Raw genomic sequence first — 24,580 nt, forward strand, 5'->3', positions numbered from 1 at the left:
ACGAGGTGACAATCCCGCCATGGACTTCGAGTTCTACAGTCAGACCGATACCGGCCGGGTGCGAACGAACAATGAGGATTCGGTCGCCCTGGACGAGCGATGTGCCGTGGCGGTGCTGGCCGACGGCATGGGCGGCTATGCCGCCGGTGAGGTGGCCAGCGGCATGGCGTGCGACTTCATCAAGGCCGAGTTGGGCCGCTGGTTGACCGAGGCGGCCGACAGTGCCAGCGATGCCGACGTGCGCCGCGCCATGGACATCTGCGTCGACAACGCCAACCGGGCCATCTTTTCTGCAGCTTCCTCGAACCCGACTTATGCGGGCATGGGCACGACGCTCGTGCTGGGTGTGTTCCGCTCCGGTCGCATGCTGCTGGGCCACATTGGTGATTCGCGTGCCTACCGTTGGCGGGGCGGCGTGTTGCAGCAGGTGACGAAAGACCATTCGTTACTGCAGGAACAAATTGACGCTGGCATCCTCACACCCGAGCAGGCCCAGTTCGCCTCCAACAAGAACCTGGTGACCCGGGCGGTTGGTGTTGAGGACATGGTCCTGCTCGAAACCCACCAGCACGACCTCGAGTCGGGCGATGTCATCCTTCTGTGCTCTGATGGCTTGTCGGACATGCTCCCTGACGCGCGCATCGCCGAGGTGATGGCTGCGCACGACTCGCTGCCGGACATGGGGGCGGCCCTGGTGGCTGCCGCCAACGAAGCGGGTGGCCGGGATAATATTGCCGTGGTACTGGTTCGTGCGCAGGGAGCGGCCGAACCACCCGCCCGCTCCTGGTGGCCCTTCCGTCGCCTGGGTGGCGCTGGCTGAACACCGAGAAGATCAACCCGAGAGGTTACGAATGGGAAAGCTGGTTGTCTCGCTTGACGGGGTCGTCATCAAAGAAGTCCAGATCACAAAGGACAAGACCTCGCTCGGGCGTCGCCCATACAACGACATCGTCATCGACAACCTCGCGGTGAGTGGCGAGCATGCCGTGCTGCAGATGGTAGCCAGCGACGTGTTCATCGAGGACCTCAACAGCACCAACGGCACCTACATCAACGGGAAGGCCGTCAAGAAGCAGCTGCTGCAGCACAACGACACGGTCGAGATCGGCAAATACAAGATCAAGTACCTGGCGGAAGAGGGCCAGGACTACGAAAAGACCATGATCATGCGCCCCGGCACGCCACCCGCGGCGGTGGGCGGGCACACGGGTCCCGGCGGCCTGGGCAGCGTGCCGGTGGGCGCCCCTCCGGCTGCGCCTGCACCCGGTTTTGCCCACAGCATGCCGGGTGGGTTGGGCACCGGGTTTGGCGGCCTGGGGGCGCAGTCACCGGCGTCAATCAAGGTGCTCAACGGGGCAGCCGCTGGCCGCGAGGTCGCGCTGACCAAGGTGGTCACCACGGTCGGCAAGCCCGGCGTGCAGGTTGCATCGATCACCAAGCGTCCCGGCGGCTATGTGTTTGCGCACGTGGAGGGGGCCGCGCGGCCCCTGGTCAATGGCCAGGCGGTGGCCGCCGATCCCGTCCACCTCAAGAGCGGTGACCTGATCGAGCTGGCTGGCACGCAGATGCAGTTCGTCCAGGCCTGACCGGCCTGTCACGCACGCCGGAGGCCACGTCATGATCCGGGTTCTGGGGTGCCATGGTTCGATTGCCGCGCGGTGCCACACGACCGCGTTCCTGCTTGACGACGACATCCTGATCGATGCGGGGAGTGGTGTCGGAGAGCTGCGGCTGGATGAACTCGCCCGGGTCGACCACATCCTGCTGACGCACAGCCACCTTGACCACGTCCTCTCCATTCCGCTTCTTGCCGATACGGTGATCAAGCTGCGACAGGGCGCGGGTGGCTTGAACGACCTGCGTCCAATCCACGTGCATGCGTTGCCTGAAACGCTCGACGCGCTGCGTCAGCACGTCTTCAACGGCGTCATCTGGCCCGACTTCACCCGCCTGCCGAGCGCGGCCCGGCCCATTCTGGTGCTGCATGAGTTGACTGTGGGGGCCGAGCTGCTGTTCCCGGCGCGCGGTGGGCTCCCGGACCGACGGGTTCATGTGCTGCCCGCGGCGCACACGGTGCCCGCGGTGGGCTACGCGGTGGAAACGCCTCAAGGATGGTGGGTCTTCACGGGCGACACGGGGCCGAATCCGGCGCTGTGGCAGGCGCTGCAAGGCCATCGCATTGCCCAGTTGGTGATCGAGACGGCGTTCGGCAACGAAGAAGCCCACCTGGCTCAGATCAGCGGTCACTTGTCGCCGCAGAGCCTGGCGCAGGAGCTAGTGCAGCTGGATGGCGAGGTGAGTGTGTACATCACCCACCCGAAGCCCGGCGAGGTGCCGGCGGTGCTGTCACAGATCCGGGCGCTGGACAGTCGGCATCTTATCGAGCCGCTGCGGGAAGGCCAGCGGTTTCATCTCACGCGCGGCACCGAAGGTGGCGCCTGAGCGAGCCGGCTGACAAAAATTGTCAGGTGCGATGAAGGTGACGAAGTTTGCTCATCCTTTGGGTGAGGGGGTGCTCGCCAATGTGCCGAACTTTGTCACCTTTGGCTTTTGAGGTGTGGTGTAAGTCACGGTTTTTTCATCGGTTCATGCTGGCACAGACCCTGCCTAATGAACGACGTGGTCAAGGCGAGGTGCCTGACCGAAGTTGATTCAACAAGTGGGCGCAAGCCTCTAGGAGTGAACATGAAGCGCGTTCAACAAGGTTTTACCCTGATCGAACTGATGATCGTTGTGGCGATCATCGGTATTCTGGCGGCTGTGGCGCTGCCGGCGTATCAGGACTACACCATCCGGGCCCGTGTGACTGAGGGTCTGTCTCTAGCATCGTCCGCTAAAACCACGGTGTCCGAGAATGCCGCAGCGGGTACCAGCCCGCTGAACCTTGGTTGGACCTCCCCCAACTCGACGGCCAACGTCTCCAGCGTTAGCGTTGCAGGTTCTACTGGGGTGATCACCATTACCTACACGTCCACTGCTGGGGGTTCTGCATCGTCCGCAAACTCACTCACACTGACGCCTACGTCTGGCGGCTCGCCGCTGACCGCCGGTGCAACTGCAACGGGCAGCATCAATTGGGCATGCAGCGGCACGCTGGAGAACAAGTACCGTCCTGCTTCTTGCCGCAGCGGCACATGATCGGGATTGCAACTGAAGAAAGGGCGCGTGAGCGCCCTTTTTTACTGTCTGGCTATGTAGGGTTGTGGGTGGGGCTGCTGGCGGTCGCTCTGCTCCTCGCTTATAGCGACGTCGTGGCTAATGGCTACGTATGGGACGACTGGGAAATCGTTGCCCGTGCACTCGGAGGTCACGGGCGAAGTGGCTTAGAGACGATCCTTGGGCCAGTTCTTCCTGGCGCCCCCTATTTCCGCCCTCTGGTCATCGGGACATTTGTTGCCGAGATGCAGTGGGGGGGCTCAAACTCAGCCCGCACGCATACGATCAGCATTGCCATACATTTGGCGAATACCTTGCTAATCTTTTCCGTGATGTTGGTGCTTGCTCGGCGAATTCGGGGTTCGCTGAACGTAAAAACGGTCACGTGGTTGGGGTGCGGTACATTGCTTTATGCCTTGCACCCCGCTTTAATTGAAGCCGTTGCTTGGGCGTCCGCAAGATTTGACCTCTTGGCGACGAATATTGCGCTGGTTTATGTTTTGGCTGGGCTGTTACTGCGTGGGGCCGCTAGATTACCAATTTTATTTGTTCTCTTCCTTGCAGCAATGTTTAGCAAGGAAGCCGTGATCGGGTTGCCGATTTTTTTTGCATTATTGTCCGATGCACTAGAGAGGAATGCTCGACCTGCTGGCTTTGCTGTAATCCGGCTAAGAGGGCTGGTTGAGGGGGTGGTAATTTGTTTGCTGGGTGCCGGGATCTATTTCTACGCGAAAAGCTATTTCATCGATCAGGCGATTTTTACCGACACATTCGTTGCGAATGAGTGGGGCGGTTGGAGGCGTTTTGCCTTGATAGGTGAAACCTTGCTGACCTACGCTTCGCTTGTATTCGCACCGTTCACCTCAATTGGACCGTACCACCCCATTCCCTGGGATTATGCGAATGGCTATCGTCCGCTGTTTGTCTCCACCGGGGTGGCCTGCTTCGCTGGTCTCATGGTGGTGCAAGGATTACGAGGGCGTTGGTGGCTTCTGATTGCAATAATGTGCGTCATTGCGCCTGTGATAAATGTCTTGCCTTTGAGTGTGGCCGGCAGTATTGCTCAGGATCGGTATCTGACATTGCCGCTCGCAATGATCGCTATATCGAGCGTTGTTTTGGTTTTGAAAACACCCTCTCTTCTGCGTCTAGAAACCCCAGCCTCTATTGCAGTGACACTCTTGGCCTTTGCTGTCTTTTGGATGAATGTGAAGGTCACAGTTCCCCTCTGGAAAAGCGACCTTACTCTATGGGCATGGGCTGCAGAAAAGCACGGGTCGTTGCCTTACGTTCGAAAGAATCACGTGTCGTCGCTCATCGCGTATGGAATGATTGACCAGGCGGAGGCGGTGCTCGCGCAAGACGTTACAGTAGGAGTTGCGGTGCGCGAGGTAAAGATGCAGGAAGCCATGTTGCGCGCCCAGTTGCACTTAAAGAAGGGCGAATGGGCGAAGGTGATTGAAACTCTCGAGCCGGTTGAAACCCACACGGAAAAATTCTGGGAAGTCGTGCGCAAAACCGGGGGCGATCCTGCCCAGATGTGGTTGCCATCGGACAGTCCCGTCGCTAACTCAGATGAAATAAGGATATTTTTGCTTCGCTCGGAAGCCTTGCTGGCGATTGGGCGATATAAAGACGCCTTGGGTGAGGCTGAGAAAGCGGTGTTCGTCAATAGACGCAACGCAATGGCGAGAGTCATGCGTGCGTTTGCATATTACGGTCAGGGTAAGCGTGAAGTGGCAGAAAAGGAATACCAAGTTGCCATCGCCGGAATGATGCCAGAACAGCGACAGGTCGCTGATCGTGCGAGATCCGATTTACTCGCGCGATTGCGTGATTAAGGTGGGCGACTTGGGGCTCGGATTCGTTATGAAAAAAGCAGCCCATAGTCCTGCTAACGCGTAAAAGTAAATCGATGCTTCGATCAGTTGTTGTGTTGTATCATTTAAGTCTGCGGCGAGGGTCAACGCTTGAGGGATTAGGCACACCGCCAAAAAGAAAAATAATAGTGCTGATTGAAAAAAGCGACGTTCTTGTTTGATCATGCTCGGTATGCAGAAAGCAAGCAGTGGGAAGTAATAAATCCAGCCCAACGGTGCTAGAAGTAGCATGGTGGGCAGAGTCTGGGTCAGTGCTCGGTCTTGCAGCTGGCAGTTGGATAACGCTTGCGTGTGCTTACGATTGACAATAAATAAAGCGGCGGTAAGCGCCATGCTTATCACTACGTACAGGAGCACGCCGAGTTGCGGCGCGTCGATCAACGGCCTATTCTCTGAGCCTCCAAAGATGCGACAGACCCAGCCGAATAGGGAGGCGTTCCAGTTGCTTGCGCTCCATGTGATGCTGTTGACGGCTTGGGTGAAGTCAATGAACGTACTGAGACCGAGCCAAATCCCAGTTGATGCACCAATGATCACGATGGCCAGGGTGGTGCACGCAGCCGTTTCGTAATCTTTACGAGCAAGCAGGGGCACGAAGAAGAGGCCGAAAAAGGGTTTTAAACAAATCAGGGCGCCAAGGATGAAGCCAGCAAGTCGTTTACTACCTTTTGTAGCGCCGTGAAACATGGCTGCTGTGAGCAACATCAGAATTGGAGTGACTTGCCCGAGTGACAGGCTGACGTGTACGGGGTGAGTTAAGACTAGCGCCGTGAATATCCATGTCGTAACTTGCTTGCCGCAGAAGTTTGTTGGTAGCTGTTCGGCGATGATCCAAGAGGTGACAAAGATGCAAATGAGAGAAATGCAGAACCAAGTCCACCATGATGTCTCATAACCGAGACGCGCTATCAAAAAAGCGGCGGGGGCGAATGCTGGACTGTTTAAGTTTGGATGAAGTCCGAGTCGTGCCTGAGTGAAGCACTCGAGTGGCCCTGAAGGGTCGCACACGGTTTCGGATGCCTTATCGTATTGCCAATACATGGTTGTTCCGCTTTGGAGGCGAAGACCCGATATGTAAAATTTATAAAAGTCGGTGCTGGCCGGATGGGCGACCATCTCGCTCGCTAGCATGAAGTGCTTGGCGAGGCTAAATGGGAGAACAACCATGCAGATTATGCTTATCAAGCATGCGATTTTTGCGCAACGGGGGCTGAAAGTCTTCTGCATCAAAAGAGGCCTAAATGTATGTTGGAAGTAGGTGACACATTTGCAAAGAGGGTGAGTTTCGGCCTCTTCTTTGTGATTTTTCTGTATGTTTTTTTTCAGTACGCATGGCTGACGGAGGACGCCTTCATCAATTTTAGAGTGCTGGAGAATATGCGGGGAGGGCAAGGGTTTGTCTGGAATCCTGGGGAGAGAGTCCAGGTTTTTACGTCTGCGCTGTGGTTATTTCTGAATTATTTTGCATACGAGATTTCGGGGCAGATATTCCAGGCTGCCATTTTTCTGTCCTTGTTGCTGGTTTCGGCCGTCATGATCGTATTCTATGTTCTGGCGGAGCGGAGGACCGGCCTTTTTCTGTTGTCTGTGTCGCCCTTCCTGCTCTCACGTAGTCTGCGTGATTACATGACGTCGGGGTTGGAGACGCCGTTGGTTATGTTGGCGATAACTTTTTTTGTCTTGGCGCTTGTCAAGGCAAAGATTCATCGCGGACTTTGGTTGGGCCTGGCCACCTCTATGTGCTTGTTAACGAGGCACGATATTTTTGTGGTTGTCTTGCCATTTTTGATCTTTGAGATCGTTGGCGCCTGGGGTCGCCCACATGGTTGGCGACACTTTGCTGTAGGCTTCGCGGCTGGGTTGGTGCCCTTCTTGCTGTGGACAGGTTTCTCTCTTGTCTATTTTGGTTTGCCTGTCCCAAATACCGCGAGAGCAAAGGTGGTCGGTGGCGATACTGTTGCCCAGTCCTTGATGTACTTGGAGTACATGCGGCATTTTGATCCGTTGGCGTATTTTGCGCTCGCAGGGAGTTTGTTGTTGCAATTCTCTGTTCGATCAAAATATAGGTTCGCATATCTGGTGTCCATCTTTTTTTTCCTGGTGTACATCGCGTCTGTCGGTGCGGATTACATGATCGGAAGATTCTTCGTGGGCCCGCTGGTGTTGTCGCTTGCATTATCTGTGCATGCTGTGCGGGATAGATCGGGGGATAAAGACGTCTCAACGTTGCTCTCGTCAGCGCGATCTGGCTTGATCATTGTCGGCATGCTGTTGTTGTTGGGTTTTCGGGTCAATAACGAATCTCGGTATTGGGATGCTCGCCCGGTGTTTGTGTCGGGTATTGTCGATGAGCGACATGTCTATTATGGGCAGACCGACCTTGAAACCATTGCTCAGTCTGGTGTGTTGGGCCATTTCAAAGATAATGCTAGGCACATGCGCGATCCTGGTGGTATATATATGGCATGCAACATTGGCATGGCTGTGTACTATGCCGACCGCGCCGTGCGGGTCATCGATCCATTGGCACTTTCGGATTTTTTCTTAGCAGGTCTGCGGCCGTTGCCAAGTGCGCGAATCGGTCATTTCGAGAGGCCCGTGCCAATTGAATATATTAAATCGTTGCAGCAAGAACGAAATGCTTTTACGGACGCACGTGTTGCCGCATATTTCAATGACACTCTTCTCATCACTCGTAGTCACGAGCTATTCAGTGCGGAGCGCTTTCGGGCCATCTACAGAGTGCTGACAGGCGCTCACTCTGAGGCACTGCGTCTAGCGTCGGTTTCCCCCGCACTTGTTGGGGGTTTCGTAGAGGTGCCAGCAACAGAGAAGACCTCTGTTGCCTGTGCTGGGGCCGGTACAAGAGTGATCCGTTTCAAGTAGCGGTGCAGGGGAGGCGAGGCGGCAAGACGGTAGAATCATCGCCTCTTGATATTCCGTCGCTCGTGCCCACCATGCCCAACGCCACCAAGAACTCCACCGCCATGGCCAACGCGATCCGCGTGCTGGCCATGGATGCCGTCCAGCAAGCCAACTCCGGCCACCCCGGGGCGCCGATGGGCATGGCCGACATGGCCGTGGCACTGTGGAGCCGGCACCTGCGCCACAGCCCGACGAACCCGCAATGGCTGGACCGTGACCGCTTCGTGCTGTCGAACGGCCACGCCTCGATGCTGATCTACGCGCTGCTGCACCTGAGCGGCTACGACCTGTCGGTCGATGACCTCAAGGCTTTCCGCCAGATGCACAGCAAGACGCCGGGCCACCCGGAAGTCGGCATCACCCCGGGCGTCGAAACGACCACCGGCCCGCTGGGTCAGGGCATCACCAACGCCGTGGGCTTTGCGCTGGCCGAGAAGCTGCTGGCCGCCGAGTTCAACCGCGAAGGCCACCGCATCGTCGACCACCACACCTACGCTTTCCTGGGTGATGGCTGCCTGATGGAAGGCATCAGCCACGAGGCCGTGGCCCTGGCCGGCGCCTGGAAGCTCAACAAGCTGATCGCCCTGTACGACGACAACGGCATCTCGATCGACGGTCAGGTCACGCCCTGGTTCATCGACAACACGCCCAAGCGTTTCGAGGCCTGTGGCTGGAACGTGGTCGGCCCCGTCGACGGCCATGACATCGACGCCGTCGACGCCGCCATCGAGCGCGCCAAGCTGAGCGGCGACAAGCCTACGCTGATCGTCTGCAAGACCCACATCGGCAAGGGCTCGCCCAACCGCGCCAACACGGCCAAGGCCCACGGCGAGCCGCTGGGCGGCGACGAGATCAAGCTGACCCGCGAGGCACTGAGCTGGGTGCACGAGCCCTTCATGCTGCCGGAAGAGGTGTACGCCGACTGGAACGCCAAGGCCGATGGTGAGTTGCTGGTCAACGACTGGAATGCCCGCTTCGATGCCTACAAGGCCGCTTTCCCCGAGCTGGCTGCCGAGTACGTGCGCCGCATGGCCGGCGAGCTGCCTGCCAACTTCTCGGAGATCGCTGTGCAAGCCGTGGCCGCAGCCCACGACAAGGCCGAGACCGTGGCCAGTCGCAAGGCCAGCCAGCAGGCGCTGGAGCACTTCACGGCTGCGCTGCCCGAGCTGCTGGGCGGGTCGGCCGACCTGACCGGCTCGAACCTGACCAACACCAAGAGTACGCCGCCCGTGCGCTTCGAGGACGACGGCTCGGTGGCCGTCACGGAGCTGGGCAAGCCCGGCCGCCACATCAACTACGGTGTGCGCGAGTTCGGCATGGCCGCCATCATGAACGGCGTGGCGCTGCACGGCGGCTTCATCCCCTACGGCGGCACTTTCCTGACCTTCAGCGACTACAGCCGCAACGCCATCCGCATGGCCGCGCTGATGAAGCAGCGCGTGATCCACGTGTTCACGCACGATTCGATCGGCCTGGGTGAAGACGGCCCGACCCACCAGTCGGTGGAGCACGCCGCCAGCCTGCGTCTGATCCCGGGTCTGGACGTCTGGCGTCCGGCCGACACGACGGAAACCGCCGTGGCCTGGTCGATCGCGCTGGCCAACAAGAACCGCCCGACTGCGCTGCTGCTGTCGCGCCAGAACCTGCCGTACGCGCCGAAGGTCGACGCCGACGTCATCACCCAGGGCGCTTACATCCTGGCCGAGCCGTCGGAAGTGGGCCTGAAGAAGAAGCCGGTGGCCGTGATCATCGCCACGGGTTCGGAAGTGCAGCTGGCCCTGCATGCGCAGGCCGAGCTGGCCAAGCAGAAGATCCCGGTGCGCGTGGTGTCGATGCCGTCGACCACGGTGTTTGACCGCCAGGACGTGGCCTACAAGAAGGCCGTGCTGCCGAACAAGCTCCCCCGCATTGCGGTGGAAGCGGGCGTGACCGACTTCTGGTGGAAGTATGGTGTGGATGCTGTCGTCGGCATCGACACCTACGGCGAATCGGCGCCGGCCGGCGTGCTGTTCAAGCACTTCGGCTTCACCACCGAGAACGTCGTCGCCACGGTTCGCAAGGTCCTGTCGATCAAGAAGTAAACGCGCGCAGCCTGGGATGGGGCTGCCCCGGCGGCCCCGTGCCGCGTCGGGCGCCTGCCCCCATCACCCAGTTCATTCACTCTCTGAGGTAAGACCAACATGACGATCAAGATCGGTATCAACGGCTTCGGCCGCATCGGCCGCATGGTGTTCCGTGCAGCAGTCCAGAACTTCGCCAACGACATCGAGATCGTCGGCATCAACGACCTGCTGGAGCCGGACTACCTGGCTTACATGCTGAAGTACGACAGCGTGCACGGTCGCTTCAAGGGTGACGTCGCCGTTGACGGCAACAACCTGATCGTCAATGGCAAGAAGATCCGCCTGACCGCCGTGAAGAACCCGGCCGAGCTGGCCTGGAACGAAGTCGGCGCCGACATCGTGATCGAGTCGACCGGCCTGTTCCTGACCAAGGAAACCGCCGAAGCCCACATCAAGGCCGGCGCCAAGAAGGTCATCATGTCGGCCCCGTCGAAGGACGACACCCCGATGTTCGTCTACGGCGTGAACGACAAGACCTACGCCGGTCAGACCATCATCTCCAACGCGTCGTGCACCACGAACTGCCTGGCCCCGGTGGCCAAGGTGCTGAACGACACCTTCGGCATCAAGCGCGGCCTGATGACCACCGTGCACGCTGCCACCGCCACGCAGAAGACCGTGGACGGCCCGTCGAACAAGGACTGGCGCGGCGGCCGCGGCATCCTGGAAAACATCATCCCCTCGAGCACTGGCGCTGCCAAGGCCGTGGGCGTGGTGATCCCCGAGCTGAACAAGAAGCTGACCGGCATGGCCTTCCGCGTGCCCACCTCCGACGTGTCGGTGGTCGACCTGACGGTCGAGCTGAACACCGAAGCCTCGTACGAAGACATCTGCAAGGCCATGAAGGCCGCCTCGGAAGGCGCCATGAAGGGCGTGCTGGGCTACACGGAAGACAAGGTCGTGGCGACCGACTTCCGCGGTGAGTCGTGCACCTCGGTGTTCGACGCCGAAGCCGGCCTGGCACTGGACAAGACCTTCGTGAAGGTCGTGTCCTGGTACGACAACGAGTGGGGCTACTCGAACAAGTGCCTGGAAATGGCACGCGTGATTGCGAAGTAAGCAATCGCTCACCCATGTGTCCAAAGGCCCCGAAAGGGGCCTTTTTCATAGGTCATCTGTCTCGATGTGTGCCCATGTGTTTCCCATGCCGGCCCCACGGCGCCACGCACGGGGCCCTGCGACATAATCGCGGCTTTTCGAGCTTGGGGGCCCGATGTGAGCAGGCTGTTGCGGTGGAAGTCGCTGGGGATGTCACGCGTTCGTGATGTGGCGCGTGCCCTGTTTGTGGGGGCCCTGGCAGGGGCGGGCGCCACCGCGTGGGGGGCCGCAGCCGGGACGCCGGCGGATGCGGCGGGGGCTGCGGGGCTGGTGGTGAAGTTGCGGGAATCGGGCGGGGCGGCCTCGGTGGTCCGGTTGGCGGCCACGCAGCGCACCTCCGAGCCCGACCGCCTTCAAGCCGCCCGGCTGAGGGCCGTGGCGCAACGGCGGCAGGTGTCGCTGTTGGAGCGCAAGGCCACGGCGTTTGGCGCCCATGTGGTCAACCCCCGGCGTCTGATGACGCGCGCCGAGGCCGAGCGCGAGGCAGCGCGCTGGCGCGCGGACCCGGATGTTGAATGGGTCATCGTCAACGAGCGTGTGACGGCGGCCGCCCTGCCGACGCCGCACACGGCGCCCGTGCTGGCCTCTCCGTTGACCGACACGTTTGCGCCGCAGCAGTGGTGGCTGGCGCGGCCCACGAGTGGCCTGGAAGGGGTGGCCAATGTCCGGGGTGCCTGGGATCAGCTTGCGGGGCGGGCGCTGTACCCGGTCGTGGTTGCCGTGCTGGACTCCGGCCGGCGTGACATCCCGGGCCTCACGGGCCGTTGGTTCGCGGGCTACGACTTCGTCAGCGAGGCGGCGTACGCCAAGGACGGCGATGGCCTCGATGCGGACCCGAGAGACGAGGGCGACCAGTTGACGTCCCTGGAGATCGCGCGTGATCCGCCGCTGTATCCCGCGGAGGTCTGCGGCGCGCACGGGAGCACGTGGCACGGCCCCACCATCGCGGGCATGCTGGGCGCCATGCCGAGGGCGCTGGACAGTGGAAACACCCTTGGCGTGGTGGGCATGCTGCCCCAGCTGGGGCAGGGGCGGGCGGGGGGGCCGCTGGTGCTGCCGGTGCGGGTAAGCGGCAGTTGCGGGGCCTCGGTCATGGACGTGATCGAGGGGCTGCTGTGGGCGGCCGGCGTACGCTATCAGGGCGAGCCGCTGGTGAATCCGGCGCCGGCACGGGTCATCAACCTGAGCTTCGGTGGGGCGGGCAGTTGTACCGGCGCCAACAGCGACCGCGATGCTGCCTGGCTGTACCGGCAGGCCATCGCCGCCGTGCGCAGCAAGGGCGCGCTGATCGTGGCCTCGGCGGGCAATGGCGATTTCGTGACCGGTGCGGGGGCGGCCAGCCGGCCTGCCAATTGTGCCGGCGTGCTGGCCGTGACGGGCCTGAGCAAGCGCGGCCTGAAGGCCCACTATGCCAACCAGACGACCAGCGGGCTGGCCGTGGCCTCGGGAGAGCGCACGGGGATCAACGACGACTACCTCCTGCTGCCCGGTTACTCCGGTGAAGGCAGCAGCGCCACGCCTGGGGCGGTTTATGCCGCGGGCACCAGCTTTGCCGCGCCCATGGCGGCCGGGGTGGCGGCCATGATGCTGGCATTGGATCCATCGATCACCGTCGATGAACTGCAAGCAGTGCTGACCGACCCCGGGCCGACCGGTGGACTGCGGCCCCACGTGGCGACGGGCAGCGTGCCCGGGTTCTCAGCCGTGTGTTCGGCCGGTCAGCCGCAGCAGAACTGCTATTGCGACACGACGACCTGCGGCAGCGGCGTGCTGGATGCCGAGAAAGCCGTGCTTTGGGCGGCAGGTCGGGTGGACGCCGTGGGGGCCCGAGAGGCGCCCGAAACCACGGTCACTGCGAGCTGGTTCGTGCCGCCGCGTCTGCAGACCCCGCCGCCGCGCACGGGCGGCTCAGGCGGTGGTGCGATGACGGCGGGGTGGTCGCTCGCTTGGGCTGCCTTGCTGGCACTGGCCGCGAGCACCGGGCGGCGATCTCAGCGGCAGGCGGCGAAGCCGCGGTTCTGAGGCAGGGTGAGCGCGGCCAGCGCCTGCTGGTCGGCGCCCGAGGCGCGTGGCACGCGCACCACGAGCAGCTCGCCAGCGGGTCGCAGCGTCACGGTGCGGGCCGTGCGGATGCCGCGCAGCCGGATGCGCTCCAGCGCGGCTTCTGCGTCCGCCTGCGTGGTGTAGCGGCCCAGCGAGAGACCCGGTGCCAGGCTGGCGGGGGCGCGAACGGGCTCGAACGTGATGCCACGAATGCGCCGCAACTCGTCCTGCTTGCGCCCGAGCGCGTCATTGTCTGCGTACGGACCCATGTAGACCATCCACAGCCCTTGCACCGTGACGGTGTCGATCTGCCGCGCGGCGGTGGGCAGCACCGGCCGCAGCAGCGCTTCGAGTTGGGTGCGCTGGGTGGCGGGGAAGGGGCCGGCCTCCAGACAGCGGGTGCTCTCGGCCTCGCTGGCCGACGCCACAGCGGCCGACGCCGGCTCGCTGGCTGGCGAAACCGCGGGCGCGCTCCGGGGCGTCTCCGCGGGTTCGGGCGTCACCACGATCAGCTGGCTGGCTGCCTTTTGCTGCGTCAGACGCTGGGGCTCGCGCTGCCCATCGGGCCGGATGCCGACAACCTCATTCAGCCAGCCCTGCGTCCACGCGAAGAAGGCGGCGTTGACAAGCAGCAGGATCAGCACCAGGGAGCGCAGCATGGGGTGGAGGTGTCAGGAGGCGTGAGGGCGGACTGTGACGTCGCCGCTGGACCACGCGCGAAGTCCGGCGTCAGTATGCACGAGCAAGGCCCCGTGCCCATCCACGCCGGTGGCGATGCCGGAGGCGTGCGGTGCGTCGGCGAGCGGATCGGCGCCGGTGCGTGTCCACAAGGCCACAGGCTGGCCGGCCAGCACGTCACGCTCGGCATAGGCGGCCTGCAGTGATGCAAAGCCATGCCGAACGAAGGCCCGCACGCCTTGCAGCAGCGCGGGGGCCACGGCCGTCCAGGCCTCACCCGCGGTCGGTCGTGCGGAGGCGGGCAGGCCCTCGGCCACGCAGGCGGTGCCGGGCAGCACGGCAGCCCGCACATTCAGGCCCACGCCGATCACGAGCCAACGGTACCCGTGTGGCAGATGGGCCCCGCTGCGCGCTTCGATCAGGATGCCCCCGAGCTTGCGGCCTTCCAGCCACAGGTCGTTCGGCCACTTGAGGCCCAGCGGCTGCGGTGCACCGAGGCCCGTGGATCGCTCGCGTTCCGCACGCAGTGCGTCGAGCGCTTCGGCCACCGCCAGACCGACGGCAAGCGACAGGGCGCTGCCGCCGCCCGGAATCGCGTCCAGCGCCACGGGGAGCCCGAGCGAGAAAGCCAGGCTGTCACCCGCGCGGGCGGCCCACTGCCGGCCCTGTCGGCCCCGCCCGGCGGTCTGGCTGGCCGCAGTCAGCAGAACGGGGCCGGGCTCCGCCTCGTCGGCGCGGGCCATGAGGGTGGTGTTGGTGGACGCCAGCTCGGGCTGCACCTCGACCGACAGGCCGGGCCAATCGGCCTGGCACGCCATCCAGATCCGTTCGGCGGCCGCATTCAGGTCCGCCACGGCGGCGTCCAGCCCAGCCTGATCGGTTTCGGTCATGCGTCAGCGGCGGCGCTTGGGCGCCAGCATCGTGCCCCGGCACGCGGGGCTGCCGCACCAGCAGGCGTACTCCTTCTTCAGCTTGGCCGTCATGCGGGCATCGATGATCAGGCCGTAGTCGAAGAAGAGCTCTTCACCGGGTTCGATGTCGCGCAAGGCGTTCAGGAAGACCCGGTTGCCGACCTGCTCTGCTTCGAGGTTGGGCGCACACGAATGGTTGATCCACTTGGCCGAGTTGCCCTGGTACTTGCCGTCGATGACATGGCCGTCGTCAAGGTGGAAGTAGAAGGTGTGATTGGGCTGCTCGGGATCATGGGGATGGCGATCGAGGGCCTCTTCCCAAGTGATGATCTCGCCCTTGTACTCGAGGACCCGCTCGCCTGCCCTGAGGGGCCGCACCGCGAACACCCCCTTGCCGTGGACGCCGGAGTCCCGGACCTGGGTGCGACGGCTGGCCGTGGCCCGTGCGCTGCTGGGGGCCGTGCGGGCGGCAGGGTGGGGCTTGGTGGCGGCTTGCGTCATCGGCCTTTTTGGTTACATTGAATTGGTGGGCGCGCGCGTGCGTGTGTGCACGTGTACGTACGTGTGCACGTGCGCGCGAGGCCCGATTGTAAGAACGGAACCCTGCCTCCAACGTCGAGGCTGAGTGAAGATATAAACACGCCCATGAGCAAAGCCCTGGTCATTGCAGAGAAGCCGTCGGTCGCCCAAGACATCGTCCGGGCGCTCACGCCGGTGGACGGCAAGTTCGAGAAGCACGACGAATACTTCGAGTCCGAGCACTATGTCGTCAGCTCGGCCGTGGGTCACCTGGTCGAGATCAAGGCGCCGGAAGAATTCGACGTCAAGCGCGGCAAGTGGAGCTTCGCCAACCTGCCGGTCATCCCGCCGCATTTCGATCTGAACCCGATCGACAAGAGCAAGGGGCGCCTGAACGCCCTGGTCAAGCTCATCAAGCGCAAGGACGTCACCACGTTGATCAACGCCTGTGACGCGGGGCGCGAGGGTGAGCTGATCTTCCGCCTGATCGTGCAGTACGCGCAGGACAGCACGGCCACCACCAAGGCCAAGGGCCTGGGCAAGGACGTCAAGCGCCTGTGGCTGCAGAGCATGACGCCGGCCGCCATCCGCGACGGCTTCGAGGCCCTGCGCACCGACGAGCAGATGACCCCGCTGGCCAGCGCCGCGCGTTGCCGCTCGGAGGCCGACTGGCTGGTGGGCATCAACGGCACGCGGGCGATGACGGCGTTCAACTCGCGCGATGGCGGCTTCTTCCTGACCACCGTGGGCCGCGTGCAGACGCCGACGCTGTCCATCGTGGTCGAGCGCGAAGAGAAGATCCGCAAGCACGTCTACCGCGATTACTGGGAAATCAAGGGCACGTTCGACGCGGCCGCCGGCACTTACGACGGCAAGTGGTTCAACCCGGACTTCAAGAAGGACAAGGCGGCAGCCGAGGGTTCGGCCGAGGCCGAGTTCCGCGCCGACCGCGTCTGGAGCGCCGCCGAGGCGCAGGCCATTGCCGATGCCGTGCGCGGCCAGACCGGCACGGTGACGGAAGAGGCCAAGCCAAGCAGCCAGTCGAGCCCGTTGCTGTACGACTTGACCACGCTGCAGCGCGAGGCCAACTCGCGTTTCGGCTTCAGCGCCAAGACCACGCTGGGCCTGGCGCAGGCGCTGTATGAAAAGCACAAGGTGCTGACCTACCCGCGTACCGATTCGCGCGCGCTGCCGGAAGACTATGTGAGCGTGGTCCAGCAGACGATGGGCATGATCGCCGACGAGGACCTGCCCGGCCCGCTGCGCGAGCTGGCCCAGCACGCCCGCAAGGCGGTCAACGACGGCTACATCAAGCCCAACAAGCGCGTGTTCGACAACGCCAAGGTGTCGGACCACTTCGCCATCATCCCGACGATGCAGGCGCCACGCAGCCTGACCGAGGCCGAAGCCAAGCTGTACGACATGGTCGTCAAGCGTTTCATCGCGGTGTTCTACCCGGCGGCCGAGTTCATGGTCACCACCCGCATCACCAAGATTCCGGCGGCCGGCAAGACCCACCACTTCCAGACCAACGGCAAGGTGCTGGTCAAGCCGGGCTGGCTGGCCGTGTACGGCAAGGAGGCCGCGGAAGAGGGCGACGACACCACGCTGGTGGCCGTGCAGCCGGGCGAGGCCGTGCGCAATGAAGATGTCGTCGTCAACGCGCTGAAGACCAAGCCGCCCGCCCGCTATTCGGAAGCGACGCTGCTGAGCGCCATGGAAGGCGCCGGCAAGCTGATCGACGACGAGGAGCTGAAGGCCGCGATGCAGGAAAAGGGCCTGGGCACGCCGGCCACGCGCGCCGCCATCATCGAAGGCCTGCTGACCGAGAAGTACATGATCCGCGAGGGCCGGGAGCTGATCCCTACCGCGAAGGCCTTCCAGCTGATGACGCTGCTGCGCGGCCTGGGTGTGGAAGACCTGACCAAGCCCGAGCTGACCGGCAACTGGGAGCACAAGCTCTCGGAGATGGAGCGCGGGCGCCTGAGCCGCGAGGCCTTCATGGCCGAGATCGCGAGCATGACCCAGCGCGTGGTGCAGAAGGCCAAGGAATACGACCGCGACACCATCCCGGGCGACTACGCCACCCTGAGCACGCCGTGCCCGAACTGCGGTGGCGTCGTGAAGGAGAACTACCGCCGCTTCACCTGCACCGGCAAGGGCGGCGGCGATGCCGAAGGCCAGACCGGCTGCGGCTTCAGCATGACCAAGATCCCTGCGGGCCGCAGTTTCGAGCTGCACGAGGTGGAGCAGCTGCTGCGCGAGCACAAGCTGGGCCCGCTGGAAGGCTTCCGCTCGAAGGCGGGCTGGCCCTTCACCGCCGAGCTCAAGCTGGTCAAGGACGCCGAGCTCAACAACTGGAAGATGGAGTTCGACTTCGGCGAAGACGCCAAGAAGGAAGAAGAGGGCGGCGAGGCCGTGGACTTCAGCAACGCCACCACGCTGGGGGCCTGCCCCAAGTGCGGCGGCAGCGTCTACGAGCACGGCACCAACTACGTGTGTGAAAACACCCTGGGTGCAGCCAAGGGCAAGTGCGACTTCAAGAGCGGCAAGGTCATCCTGCAGCAACCCATCACGCCGGAGCAGTTCGGCAAGCTGCTGGAAACCGGCAAGACCGACCTGCTGGAAAACTTCGTGTCCAACAAGACGCGGCGCAAGTTCAAGGCCTTCCTGAGCTGGGATGCCAAGGCCGGCAAGGTGGGCTTCGAGTTCGAGCCGCGTGCGCCCCGCGTGGCGGCCAAGAAGGCCCCGGCCCGCAAGGCCGCCTGAGTCGCGCGCACCACACATCGCGCCGTGCCTGGGGCGCGGTGCGACGTGTGGCAAGCCCTTCAGCAGGGCGCTGTGCTAGCGTTGAATGATTCAACGGAGAGCACCGATGCGCATGACTTTCTACGGGGCGAACGCCACCGTCACCGGTTCCAAGACGCTGGTTGAAGTGGGCGGCCTGAGGCTGCTGGTGGACTGCGGCCTGTTCCAGGGTTTCAAGACACTGCGGGAACGCAACTGGGCCGGCTTCCCGTTCGACCCGGCCAGCCTGGACGCCGTGCTGCTGACGCACGCGCACATCGACCACAGCGGCATGCTGCCCGCGCTGTACCGCGATGGCTTCAAGGGCCCGGTGTGGACGACGGCTGCCACGGCGGACCTGGCCGAGATCCTCATGCAAGACACGGCCCACCTGCAGGAAGAAGAAGCCCGCTACCGCAATCGCCATGCGGCGACCAAGCACACGCCCGCCAAGCCGCTCTACACCGTGCGCGATGCGAAGAAGGCGATCCAGCACCTGCGTCGGGTCGATGCCCATGCGGTGGTGGCGCTCGACGGCGGCGTGAAGGTGCGCTTCACGCCCGCGGGGCACATTCTGGGCGCCAGCAGCATCGCCATCGAGCACAAGGGCAAGTCGGTGCTGTTCTCGGGCGACCTGGGGCGCGACGACGACCTGGTGATGCTGCCGCCGGCCAACGGCCAGATGGCCGACTGGGTGGTGGTCGAGTCGACCTATGGCGATCGCCTGCATGCCGACGTCGATGCGATCGAGGTGCTCGGCGATGTGATCCGACGGACGGCAGCGCGCGGCGGCACGGTGGTCATCCCGGCGTTTGCCGTGGGGCGCACACAGAGCCTGCTGTATTCGCTCTACCGCCTGCGCGAGGCTGGGGCGATCCCGAAGTTGCCGGTCGTGCTCGACAGCCCGATGGCCATCTCGGCCACCGAGCTTTACCGCCGCCACATGGACCAGCACCGCCTGACGCCGGAAGAGTGCGAAGGCATCCAGGCGATGACGCGCTTCGTGCGCGACGTGGCCGAGTCCCAGGCGCTGATGCGACAGCGCTATCCCATGGTGATCATTGCCGGCAGCGGCATGCTGACGGGCGGTCGGGCGCTTCACCACATCTCGCACTTCGGGCCTCAGGCGCGCAATGCGATCGTGCTGAGCGGCTTCCAGGCGGGTGGCACCCGGGGGGCTTCGCTGGTGGCGGGCGCCACCTCGCTCAAGATCTTCGGTGAGTACGTGCCCATCCGTGCCGAGGTCACGCAGATCGAAGGGCTGTCGGCCCATGCCGACCAGCGCGGCCTGCTGAAGTGGCTGAAGCACCTGGGCAAGGAACCGAAGCACGTGTACGTGGTGCATGGTGAACCCACGGCGGCCGACACGCTGCGCCTGCGCATTGAGGAAGAATTGGGCCTGGCCGCGAGCGTGCCGGACTACCGCGACACGGCCGAGCTGGTGCGCGTGCGGGCGGCAAAAGCCCCAGCGGCCCGGTCCTGACGCCGAGGGTGTAAGGTTCGCGGCGTCCCTGTCGTGGAGCCAGCCATGTCCTTCATCCGCACCCGTCACCACCGCCTGCACCCTGACAGCGGCTTCGTGCTGCCCGAGCACGAGGTCACGCCGCAGGCCATCTACGCCGATCGGCGCCGGGTGCTGCAGGGCCTGGCCGGTGTGGCGGGCGTCGCAGTGGGCGGTGCCGTACTGGCGCAGGCCCCCGCACCGAGTGTGAAACGGCCCGGCAAGCTGGCGGCCCTGCCGGCCACCCGCAGCGCCGTGCCGGGTGCGCTGGTGATGGACAAGCCCACCTCGTACGAGGACATCACCAGCTACAACAACTTCTACGAGTTCGGTACCGACAAGGGCGACCCGGCCGAACACGCACACACGCTCAAGCCCCGGCCGTGGTCGGTGCTGGTGGACGGCGAGGTCGGCAAGCCCCAGCGGCTGACGCTGGAGGACCTGATGCGTGCGGCCCCGATGGAAGAGCGCATCTACCGGCTGCGCTGCGTGGAGGGCTGGTCCATGGTGATCCCATGGATCGGGTTTTCGCTGTCGGCACTGGCCGGGCGCGTCGAGCCCACCAGCCGCGCCAAGTACGTGTCGTTCTACACCCTGGCCGATGCGAAGCAGATGCCCGGCGTGCAGTCGCGCGTGCTCGACTGGCCCTATGTGGAAAGCCTGCGCATCGACGAGGCCATGCACCCCCTCACGCTGCTGGCTTTCGGCCTGTACGGCGAGGTGCTGCCCAACCAGAATGGCGCGCCCGTGCGGCTGGTCGTGCCCTGGAAGTACGGCTTCAAGAGCGCGAAGTCCATCGTGCGCATCCAGTTCACCGAAAAGCCCGCCACGCCGAGCTGGGTCAAGGCCAACCCGCAGGAGTACGGCTTCTACTCGAACGTGAACCCCAGGGTGGACCACCCGCGTTGGAGCCAGGCCACCGAGCGTCGCATCGGCGAAGGGGGGCTGTTTGCCCCCCGCAAGCCCACGCTGATGTTCAACGGCTACGAGGCCCAGGTGGGGCAGTTGTATGCTGGCCTGGACCTGAAGAAGAACTACTGACCTGCCTGTCTGCCCATGTCTGTCATGCCTGCGCCCGCGCTGTCCTTTCTCAACGCCTGGCTGGTCCGTCCCTGGATGAAGCCCCTGCTGTGGGCGGTGTGTGCGGTGCCCGCCGTCGCGCTGCTGATCGGCGCCGTGGTCGGGTCGCTGGGGGCCAACCCGGCCGAGAAACTGATCCGTGAGACCGGCGAATGGGCCCTGCGCTGGCTGTGGCTGACGTTGGCGATCACGCCCCTGCGCGAGCTGGCTTCGCTGCCGGCCCTGGTGCGTTTTAGGCGCACGCTGGGCGTCACCACGTTTGTCTACGCGGTGCTGCATCTGCTGTCCTATGCGGGCTTCGACAAGGGCTGGGTGCTGGACGACATCGTGCGCGACGTCTTCAAGCGGAACTTCATCCTGGTCGGGATGCTGGGCTTCGTCGTGATGCTGCCGCTGGCGCTGACCTCGTTCAATGCCGCGGTACGGGCGCTGGGCGGCCGGCGCTGGCAGTGGCTGCACCGGCTGACCTACGTGGTGGCGATGCTGGGCCTGCTGCACTTCTATCTGAAGAAGGCCGCCAAGAACGACACCGATGAGGTGCTGGTCTATGCCGTCATCCTGGCCGTGCTGTTCGGCTGGCGCGTGATGCGCCGCGGCGGCATCCTGGCGATGTGGCGTGTGCGCTGAGCGCGCGGATCCGGCCTGTGGAGCCGGGCGCGGCCAGCGGCTTGCCGTGACAATGCGCGCATGGGGTCTCTGCTGTCGCTGCTGTTGCCGTTCTTTGCGCTGGTGCTGATCGGCTGGGTGGCCGCGCGCAAGGGCCTGCTGCCGGTCGAGGGCATCGGCGCCCTGATGGTCTTCGTGCTGTACTTCGCGCTGTCGGCCTTGCTGTTCCGACTGGGGGCAGGCGGGCGCCTGCAGGCCGGGCCGGTGTGGGGGCTGCTCGCCGTGTACGCGTTGTCGAGCGCGGTGGTGAGCGTGGCGGGGCTGGTGTGGTCCGTGCGTTCCGGGATGAACCGGCGGGACGCCGGCATGGCGGCCCTGGTGGCGGCCTTTCCCAACACCGGTTTTCTCGGGCTGCCGCTGCTCACCGGCCTGCTCGGCCCGGGGGCCGCCGGCCCGGTGGCGGCCACGCTGCTGGTCGATGTCATCCTGACCTGCTCGTGCTGCGTGGCGTGGATGCATGCCGGCGCGAAAGGCGGCAGCGATGCCCTGGCTTCGTTGCGTGCTTCCTTGCGCGGTGCACTGCGCAACCCGCTGCTTCAGGCCATGGCGGCCGGCATGGCGATCGGGGCCCTCGGCTGGACGGTGCCCGTGCCGCTGGATGACACGCTGCGCCTGCTGGGGCAGGCTGCCACCCCGGCGGCCTTGTTCACGCTGGGGGCCATCGTCGCACGGGCACAGATGCGTGCCATGGCCCAGCCCGGTGGCGTGGCGGCCCGCCTGAGCGGGCTCCTCATCCCGGTGTGCCTGAAGTTGCTCGTGCATCCGGCACTGGTGTGGGGCATGGGGCTGTCGCTGCAGGCCATGGGCCACCCCTTGTCTCACACCGGGCTCGTGGCGGTCACCCTGGCCGCCGCGCTGCCCGCCGCGGCCAATGTGTCGATGCTGGCCGAGCGCGAAGGCGCCGACACCGGCTTGATCGCCCGGATCATTCTCTGGACCACGGCGGGGTCCGTGCTCACCCTGCTCGGGTGGTGCGCGGTACTGGGGGTGAAGCAGGCCGTGTAATGTGAAGGGCTGCTCGAAAAGAGCCGGATTCTGGTCGCGCCAGGGCGTTTATGATCCTTTAACAGACTGTTTCGGATCCCTTGCCCCTCGCGACCCGCATGCCGCAGTCCCCCGCCTCTGACGCCCTCGCGCAACTGGTTCACTGTGCTCCGCCCATCGTGCAGGATGGACGGCGGCTGGCGGTGTTGCGTGCGCTGGCCTTGCTCGACACGCCGCCCGAGGCAACCTTCGATGCCCTCACCCGTCTCGCTGTGGCGGTGACGGGCTGCCCGATCGGCGCCATCGGGCTGGTCGATGCGCGGCGCACGTGGTTCAAGGCTGCGGTCGGCCTGCCGCAAGGCGGCGAGTCTCACAATGATTTCTCGTTCTGTGCCCGGGCCATTGCCTCCGAGCGCGTGTTCGAGGTGCACGATGCCCATGCCGACCCGCGCTTTGTGGACAACCCGCTGGTGATCGGACCACCGCACGTGCGTTTTTACGCCGGGGTGCCCCTGCTCTGCGAGGGCCAGCCCGTGGGCACGCTGTGTGTGGTGGACAACCGTCCGCACCGGTTGCGGGCCGCGCAGCTCGCCGCCATGGAAGACCTCGGCCAACTGGCGATGCAGGCGCTGCAGGTGCGCCTGGCGCAGGTCCGGAAACCCGGTTGATGTCGGGCGGCCGGTTCCCCGTCGTGCTGGTGGGGCTGGACGCGCAGGAGGCGCTGGCCAGCTTCGGGCCCGATGCGGGCGCGCGTCTGCAGTTGACTGGCCAGGTCAGCCAGATCGAGCAGGTGCTGCCCGTGCTGCGCGAAGGCCGCGCGGACCTGGTGATGGTCGAGCAGCCCCTGCTGGTCGAGCCCGGCGCCTCGGCGGTGATGCAGGCCATCCAGGATGCCTGGCACACGCCGGTCGTGCTGCTGGTCGATGGCACGGCGGTGTCGCCGCTGGATCGGGCGCCCGGTCCCTGCGCGATCTCGCCGGTGTCGGTGGCCGATGCGGGCGGTGGTGGCGCCCACCTCGCGGTCATGACCCTCCAGATCGAGCGCCATGCCTTCTTGCGGGACACCCTGCCCGCCGAGGTCGCGGCGGCCGTGCCGGGTGTGGTCCTGGCGTTGCTGCGGCACTGCCTGCCGGCCTCGGCGGGCATGGTGGCCTCACACGATGGGGGCGGTGGGTGGGTGCTGGCATGGCAGGCAGGTGGGGATGCGGTGCTGCAGGCATTGGCTCTGCTGGACGCGCTGCAGTGCCCATTGAGTGTCGCTCGCCACCACAGCGTTCGACTCGAGCCCCGCGCTGGCCTGGCCATCGGGCAGGCGGCTTTCGCGCGCATCGACAGCCTGCTCAATCCGGCGCTGGGCGCCATGGCGTACACGCAGGGGCGTGGACCGCTCGCGGTGCACATGCCCGCCCTGGCCCAGCGCCACGCTGCACAGCGCGCGGCGGCCGAAGCCCTGGCACGCGAACTGGCGCAGCCCCGCACCTTGAGCCTGGCGTACCAGCCCGTGATGTCGCTGGATGAAGACGGCACGGTGGTGGCAGTGGACGCTCAGCTGCGCTGGCCCACCGAGGCCGCCGGTGGGCTGACTGCCAGGGGCTGGGCCCATGTGGCAGAAGAGGCAGGCCTGCGCGATGCCCTGGACGACTGGGTCCTGCGTGAGGCATGCGGCTTCGCCGCCCGGCTGCGGCGGGGCGGGCAGGGCGTACCGGTATCGGTGCCGATCCGGAACTCGCAGCTCATGTCCTCGGCCTTTGTCGACCTGGTGGCTCATGCATTGAGCGAGAGCGCCTTGCCACCTGACCAGCTGGAGCTGGTCTTTCACGAATCGGCCATGCTGGTGATGCAGGATCACCGCGAGGTGGTCAGCGGCCTGCATGCGCTCGGGGTGCGGCTGGTGCTGGACGACATGGGGGCGGCCTTGTCGTCCATCCCGATGCTGTCGCTGCCCGTCATCCACGGCGTGAGGGTGGACGCGACGCTGGTTCAGGCGATGGAGCATGACGTGGCCAGTGCGCGCATCGTGAACGCGATGGTCACCCTGGCGCACAACCTGGGCCTGGCGGTCGTGGCCAAGGGGGTTGGATCGCCGGCCCAGATCGAGGCGCTCCAGGCGGGCGGTTGCCTGCTGGGTCTGGGCGACTGGCTCGCGCCCGCCCTGCCGCCCGCGCAGGTGTCAGCCTGGCTGCGGCAATCCGCCGGCGCCTCGCGTGCCGACCGCCTGCACTGACTCCG

At 64.6% G+C, this 24,580-nt stretch carries 20 protein-coding genes; 16 read left to right on the forward strand and 4 right to left on the reverse strand.

The genetic code is table 11. The annotated features are described in order from the left end of the window. The first annotated feature begins 19 nt into the window (after window positions 1-19). From DEH84_RS02380 to DEH84_RS19040, 5 genes are all read left to right on the forward strand, one after another. A complete protein-coding gene (locus DEH84_RS02380) occupies window positions 20-820 on the forward strand; it encodes a Stp1/IreP family PP2C-type Ser/Thr phosphatase (RefSeq protein WP_109034428.1) in 801 nt (266 codons plus the stop codon). 31 nt (window positions 821-851) lie between these two features. Then, window positions 852-1,586: an FHA domain-containing protein gene (locus DEH84_RS02385; protein ID WP_109034430.1), complete on the forward strand. Its 735-nt coding sequence runs from the start codon at window positions 852-854 to the stop codon at window positions 1,584-1,586. A 31-nt stretch (window positions 1,587-1,617) separates the two neighbouring features. Next, a complete protein-coding gene (locus DEH84_RS02390; protein ID WP_109034432.1) occupies window positions 1,618-2,442 on the forward strand; it encodes an MBL fold metallo-hydrolase in 825 nt (274 codons plus the stop codon). 243 nt (window positions 2,443-2,685) lie between these two features. Continuing rightward, the gene (locus DEH84_RS02395; RefSeq protein ID WP_109034435.1) at window positions 2,686-3,138 is read left to right on the forward strand and encodes a pilin; all 453 of its coding nucleotides are present in this window, start codon (window positions 2,686-2,688) and stop codon (window positions 3,136-3,138) included. Continuing rightward, entirely contained in the window at window positions 3,135-4,997 is a 1,863-nt protein-coding gene (locus tag DEH84_RS19040) for a tetratricopeptide repeat protein (protein WP_159098814.1), read from the forward strand. Before DEH84_RS02395 ends, DEH84_RS19040 begins: the two co-directional genes overlap by 4 nt. Here DEH84_RS19040 and DEH84_RS02405 read toward each other — a convergent pair. Beyond that, window positions 4,974-6,203, reverse strand: coding sequence for a glycosyltransferase family 87 protein (locus DEH84_RS02405; RefSeq protein WP_159098815.1), 1,230 nt, complete (start codon window positions 6,201-6,203; stop codon window positions 4,974-4,976). The genes DEH84_RS19040 and DEH84_RS02405 overlap by 24 nt on opposite strands. 78 nt (window positions 6,204-6,281) lie before the next feature. Here DEH84_RS02405 and DEH84_RS02410 point away from each other — a divergent pair, with 78 nt between their 5' ends. The 4 genes from DEH84_RS02410 (at window position 6,282) to DEH84_RS02430 (ending at window position 13,204) form a co-directional block, all read left to right on the forward strand. Continuing rightward, entirely contained in the window at window positions 6,282-7,922 is a 1,641-nt protein-coding gene (locus DEH84_RS02410; RefSeq protein WP_109034443.1) for a glycosyltransferase family protein, read from the forward strand. A gap of 71 nt (window positions 7,923-7,993) precedes the next feature. Beyond that, window positions 7,994-10,042: a transketolase gene (gene tkt, locus DEH84_RS02415; RefSeq protein WP_109034446.1), complete on the forward strand. Its 2,049-nt coding sequence runs from the start codon at window positions 7,994-7,996 to the stop codon at window positions 10,040-10,042. Window positions 10,043-10,141: 99 nt separating this feature from the next. Beyond that, window positions 10,142-11,143, forward strand: coding sequence for a type I glyceraldehyde-3-phosphate dehydrogenase (gene gap, locus DEH84_RS02420; RefSeq protein ID WP_109034448.1), 1,002 nt, complete (start codon window positions 10,142-10,144; stop codon window positions 11,141-11,143). A gap of 189 nt (window positions 11,144-11,332) precedes the next feature. Next, on the forward strand, window positions 11,333-13,204 hold the full coding sequence (locus DEH84_RS02430; protein WP_159098816.1) for a S8 family serine peptidase: 1,872 nt from the start codon (window positions 11,333-11,335) through the stop codon (window positions 13,202-13,204). Here DEH84_RS02430 and DEH84_RS02435 read toward each other — a convergent pair. Genes DEH84_RS02435 through DEH84_RS02445 form a run of 3 tightly spaced genes read right to left on the reverse strand, consistent with a single transcriptional unit; the run spans window position 13,174 to window position 15,315 of the window. Further along, complete coding sequence (locus DEH84_RS02435; RefSeq protein WP_109034453.1) at window positions 13,174-13,884, reverse strand: sporulation protein; 711 nt, start codon at window positions 13,882-13,884, stop codon at window positions 13,174-13,176. The two genes, DEH84_RS02430 and DEH84_RS02435, sit on opposite strands and share 31 nt — an antisense overlap. Before the next feature lie 12 nt (window positions 13,885-13,896). Next, window positions 13,897-14,793 (reverse strand): biotin--[acetyl-CoA-carboxylase] ligase, encoded by an 897-nt coding sequence (locus DEH84_RS02440; protein ID WP_245932661.1) that lies wholly within the window; start codon window positions 14,791-14,793, stop codon window positions 13,897-13,899. Window positions 14,794-14,796: 3 nt separating this feature from the next. After that, window positions 14,797-15,315 (reverse strand): SET domain-containing protein, encoded by a 519-nt coding sequence (locus tag DEH84_RS02445; RefSeq protein WP_109034456.1) that lies wholly within the window; start codon window positions 15,313-15,315, stop codon window positions 14,797-14,799. A 144-nt stretch (window positions 15,316-15,459) separates the two neighbouring features. Here DEH84_RS02445 and DEH84_RS02450 point away from each other — a divergent pair, with 144 nt between their 5' ends. The 7 genes from DEH84_RS02450 to DEH84_RS02480 all read left to right on the forward strand — a co-directional run bounded on the left by DEH84_RS02450 (window position 15,460) and on the right by DEH84_RS02480 (window position 24,575). Further along, on the forward strand, window positions 15,460-18,102 hold the full coding sequence (locus DEH84_RS02450) for a DNA topoisomerase III (protein WP_109034458.1): 2,643 nt from the start codon (window positions 15,460-15,462) through the stop codon (window positions 18,100-18,102). 106 nt (window positions 18,103-18,208) lie between these two features. Beyond that, on the forward strand, window positions 18,209-19,603 hold the full coding sequence (locus DEH84_RS02455) for an MBL fold metallo-hydrolase RNA specificity domain-containing protein (protein ID WP_109034460.1): 1,395 nt from the start codon (window positions 18,209-18,211) through the stop codon (window positions 19,601-19,603). Between the two features lie 45 nt (window positions 19,604-19,648). Next, on the forward strand, window positions 19,649-20,662 hold the full coding sequence (msrP, locus tag DEH84_RS02460) for a protein-methionine-sulfoxide reductase catalytic subunit MsrP (RefSeq protein WP_109034462.1): 1,014 nt from the start codon (window positions 19,649-19,651) through the stop codon (window positions 20,660-20,662). 15 nt (window positions 20,663-20,677) lie between these two features. Then, window positions 20,678-21,328: a protein-methionine-sulfoxide reductase heme-binding subunit MsrQ gene (msrQ, locus tag DEH84_RS02465; RefSeq protein WP_109034464.1), complete on the forward strand. Its 651-nt coding sequence runs from the start codon at window positions 20,678-20,680 to the stop codon at window positions 21,326-21,328. Between the two features lie 60 nt (window positions 21,329-21,388). Continuing rightward, window positions 21,389-22,372: an AEC family transporter gene (locus DEH84_RS02470; RefSeq protein ID WP_109034466.1), complete on the forward strand. Its 984-nt coding sequence runs from the start codon at window positions 21,389-21,391 to the stop codon at window positions 22,370-22,372. Window positions 22,373-22,470: 98 nt separating this feature from the next. After that, entirely contained in the window at window positions 22,471-23,019 is a 549-nt protein-coding gene (locus DEH84_RS02475) for a GAF domain-containing protein (RefSeq protein WP_109034468.1), read from the forward strand. Further along, the gene (locus DEH84_RS02480) at window positions 23,019-24,575 is read left to right on the forward strand and encodes an EAL domain-containing protein (protein ID WP_109034470.1); all 1,557 of its coding nucleotides are present in this window, start codon (window positions 23,019-23,021) and stop codon (window positions 24,573-24,575) included. The genes DEH84_RS02475 and DEH84_RS02480 overlap by 1 nt, the downstream gene beginning before the upstream one ends. Window positions 24,576-24,580 lie beyond the last annotated feature (5 nt).

This window comes from Aquabacterium olei (genome assembly GCF_003100395.1).
Lineage (GTDB): Bacteria > Pseudomonadota > Gammaproteobacteria > Burkholderiales > Burkholderiaceae_C > Aquabacterium > Aquabacterium olei.

Bases quoted from the DNA above. Each gene is read 5' to 3' on its own strand.
- DEH84_RS19040 (WP_159098814.1), top strand. From the start codon at position 3,135: ATGATCGGGATTGCAACTGAAGAAAGGGCGCGTGAGCGCCCTTTTTTA.
- msrQ (WP_109034464.1), top strand. From the start codon at position 20,678: ATGTCTGTCATGCCTGCGCCCGCGCTGTCCTTTCTCAACGCCTGGCTG.
- DEH84_RS02405 (WP_159098815.1), bottom strand. From the start codon at position 6,203: ATGGTTGTTCTCCCATTTAGCCTCGCCAAGCACTTCATGCTAGCGAGC.
- DEH84_RS02470 (WP_109034466.1), top strand. From the start codon at position 21,389: ATGGGGTCTCTGCTGTCGCTGCTGTTGCCGTTCTTTGCGCTGGTGCTG.
- DEH84_RS02455 (WP_109034460.1), top strand. From the start codon at position 18,209: ATGCGCATGACTTTCTACGGGGCGAACGCCACCGTCACCGGTTCCAAG.
- DEH84_RS02410 (WP_109034443.1), top strand. From the start codon at position 6,282: ATGTTGGAAGTAGGTGACACATTTGCAAAGAGGGTGAGTTTCGGCCTC.
- DEH84_RS02435 (WP_109034453.1), bottom strand. From the start codon at position 13,884: ATGCTGCGCTCCCTGGTGCTGATCCTGCTGCTTGTCAACGCCGCCTTC.
- DEH84_RS02475 (WP_109034468.1), top strand. From the start codon at position 22,471: ATGCCGCAGTCCCCCGCCTCTGACGCCCTCGCGCAACTGGTTCACTGT.
- msrP (WP_109034462.1), top strand. From the start codon at position 19,649: ATGTCCTTCATCCGCACCCGTCACCACCGCCTGCACCCTGACAGCGGC.
- DEH84_RS02390 (WP_109034432.1), top strand. From the start codon at position 1,618: ATGATCCGGGTTCTGGGGTGCCATGGTTCGATTGCCGCGCGGTGCCAC.
- DEH84_RS02385 (WP_109034430.1), top strand. From the start codon at position 852: ATGGGAAAGCTGGTTGTCTCGCTTGACGGGGTCGTCATCAAAGAAGTC.
- DEH84_RS02380 (WP_109034428.1), top strand. From the start codon at position 20: ATGGACTTCGAGTTCTACAGTCAGACCGATACCGGCCGGGTGCGAACG.
- DEH84_RS02480 (WP_109034470.1), top strand. From the start codon at position 23,019: ATGTCGGGCGGCCGGTTCCCCGTCGTGCTGGTGGGGCTGGACGCGCAG.
- DEH84_RS02445 (WP_109034456.1), bottom strand. From the start codon at position 15,315: ATGACGCAAGCCGCCACCAAGCCCCACCCTGCCGCCCGCACGGCCCCC.
- gap (WP_109034448.1), top strand. From the start codon at position 10,142: ATGACGATCAAGATCGGTATCAACGGCTTCGGCCGCATCGGCCGCATG.
- DEH84_RS02440 (WP_245932661.1), bottom strand. From the start codon at position 14,793: ATGACCGAAACCGATCAGGCTGGGCTGGACGCCGCCGTGGCGGACCTG.
- tkt (WP_109034446.1), top strand. From the start codon at position 7,994: ATGCCCAACGCCACCAAGAACTCCACCGCCATGGCCAACGCGATCCGC.
- DEH84_RS02430 (WP_159098816.1), top strand. From the start codon at position 11,333: ATGTCACGCGTTCGTGATGTGGCGCGTGCCCTGTTTGTGGGGGCCCTG.
- DEH84_RS02395 (WP_109034435.1), top strand. From the start codon at position 2,686: ATGAAGCGCGTTCAACAAGGTTTTACCCTGATCGAACTGATGATCGTT.
- DEH84_RS02450 (WP_109034458.1), top strand. From the start codon at position 15,460: ATGAGCAAAGCCCTGGTCATTGCAGAGAAGCCGTCGGTCGCCCAAGAC.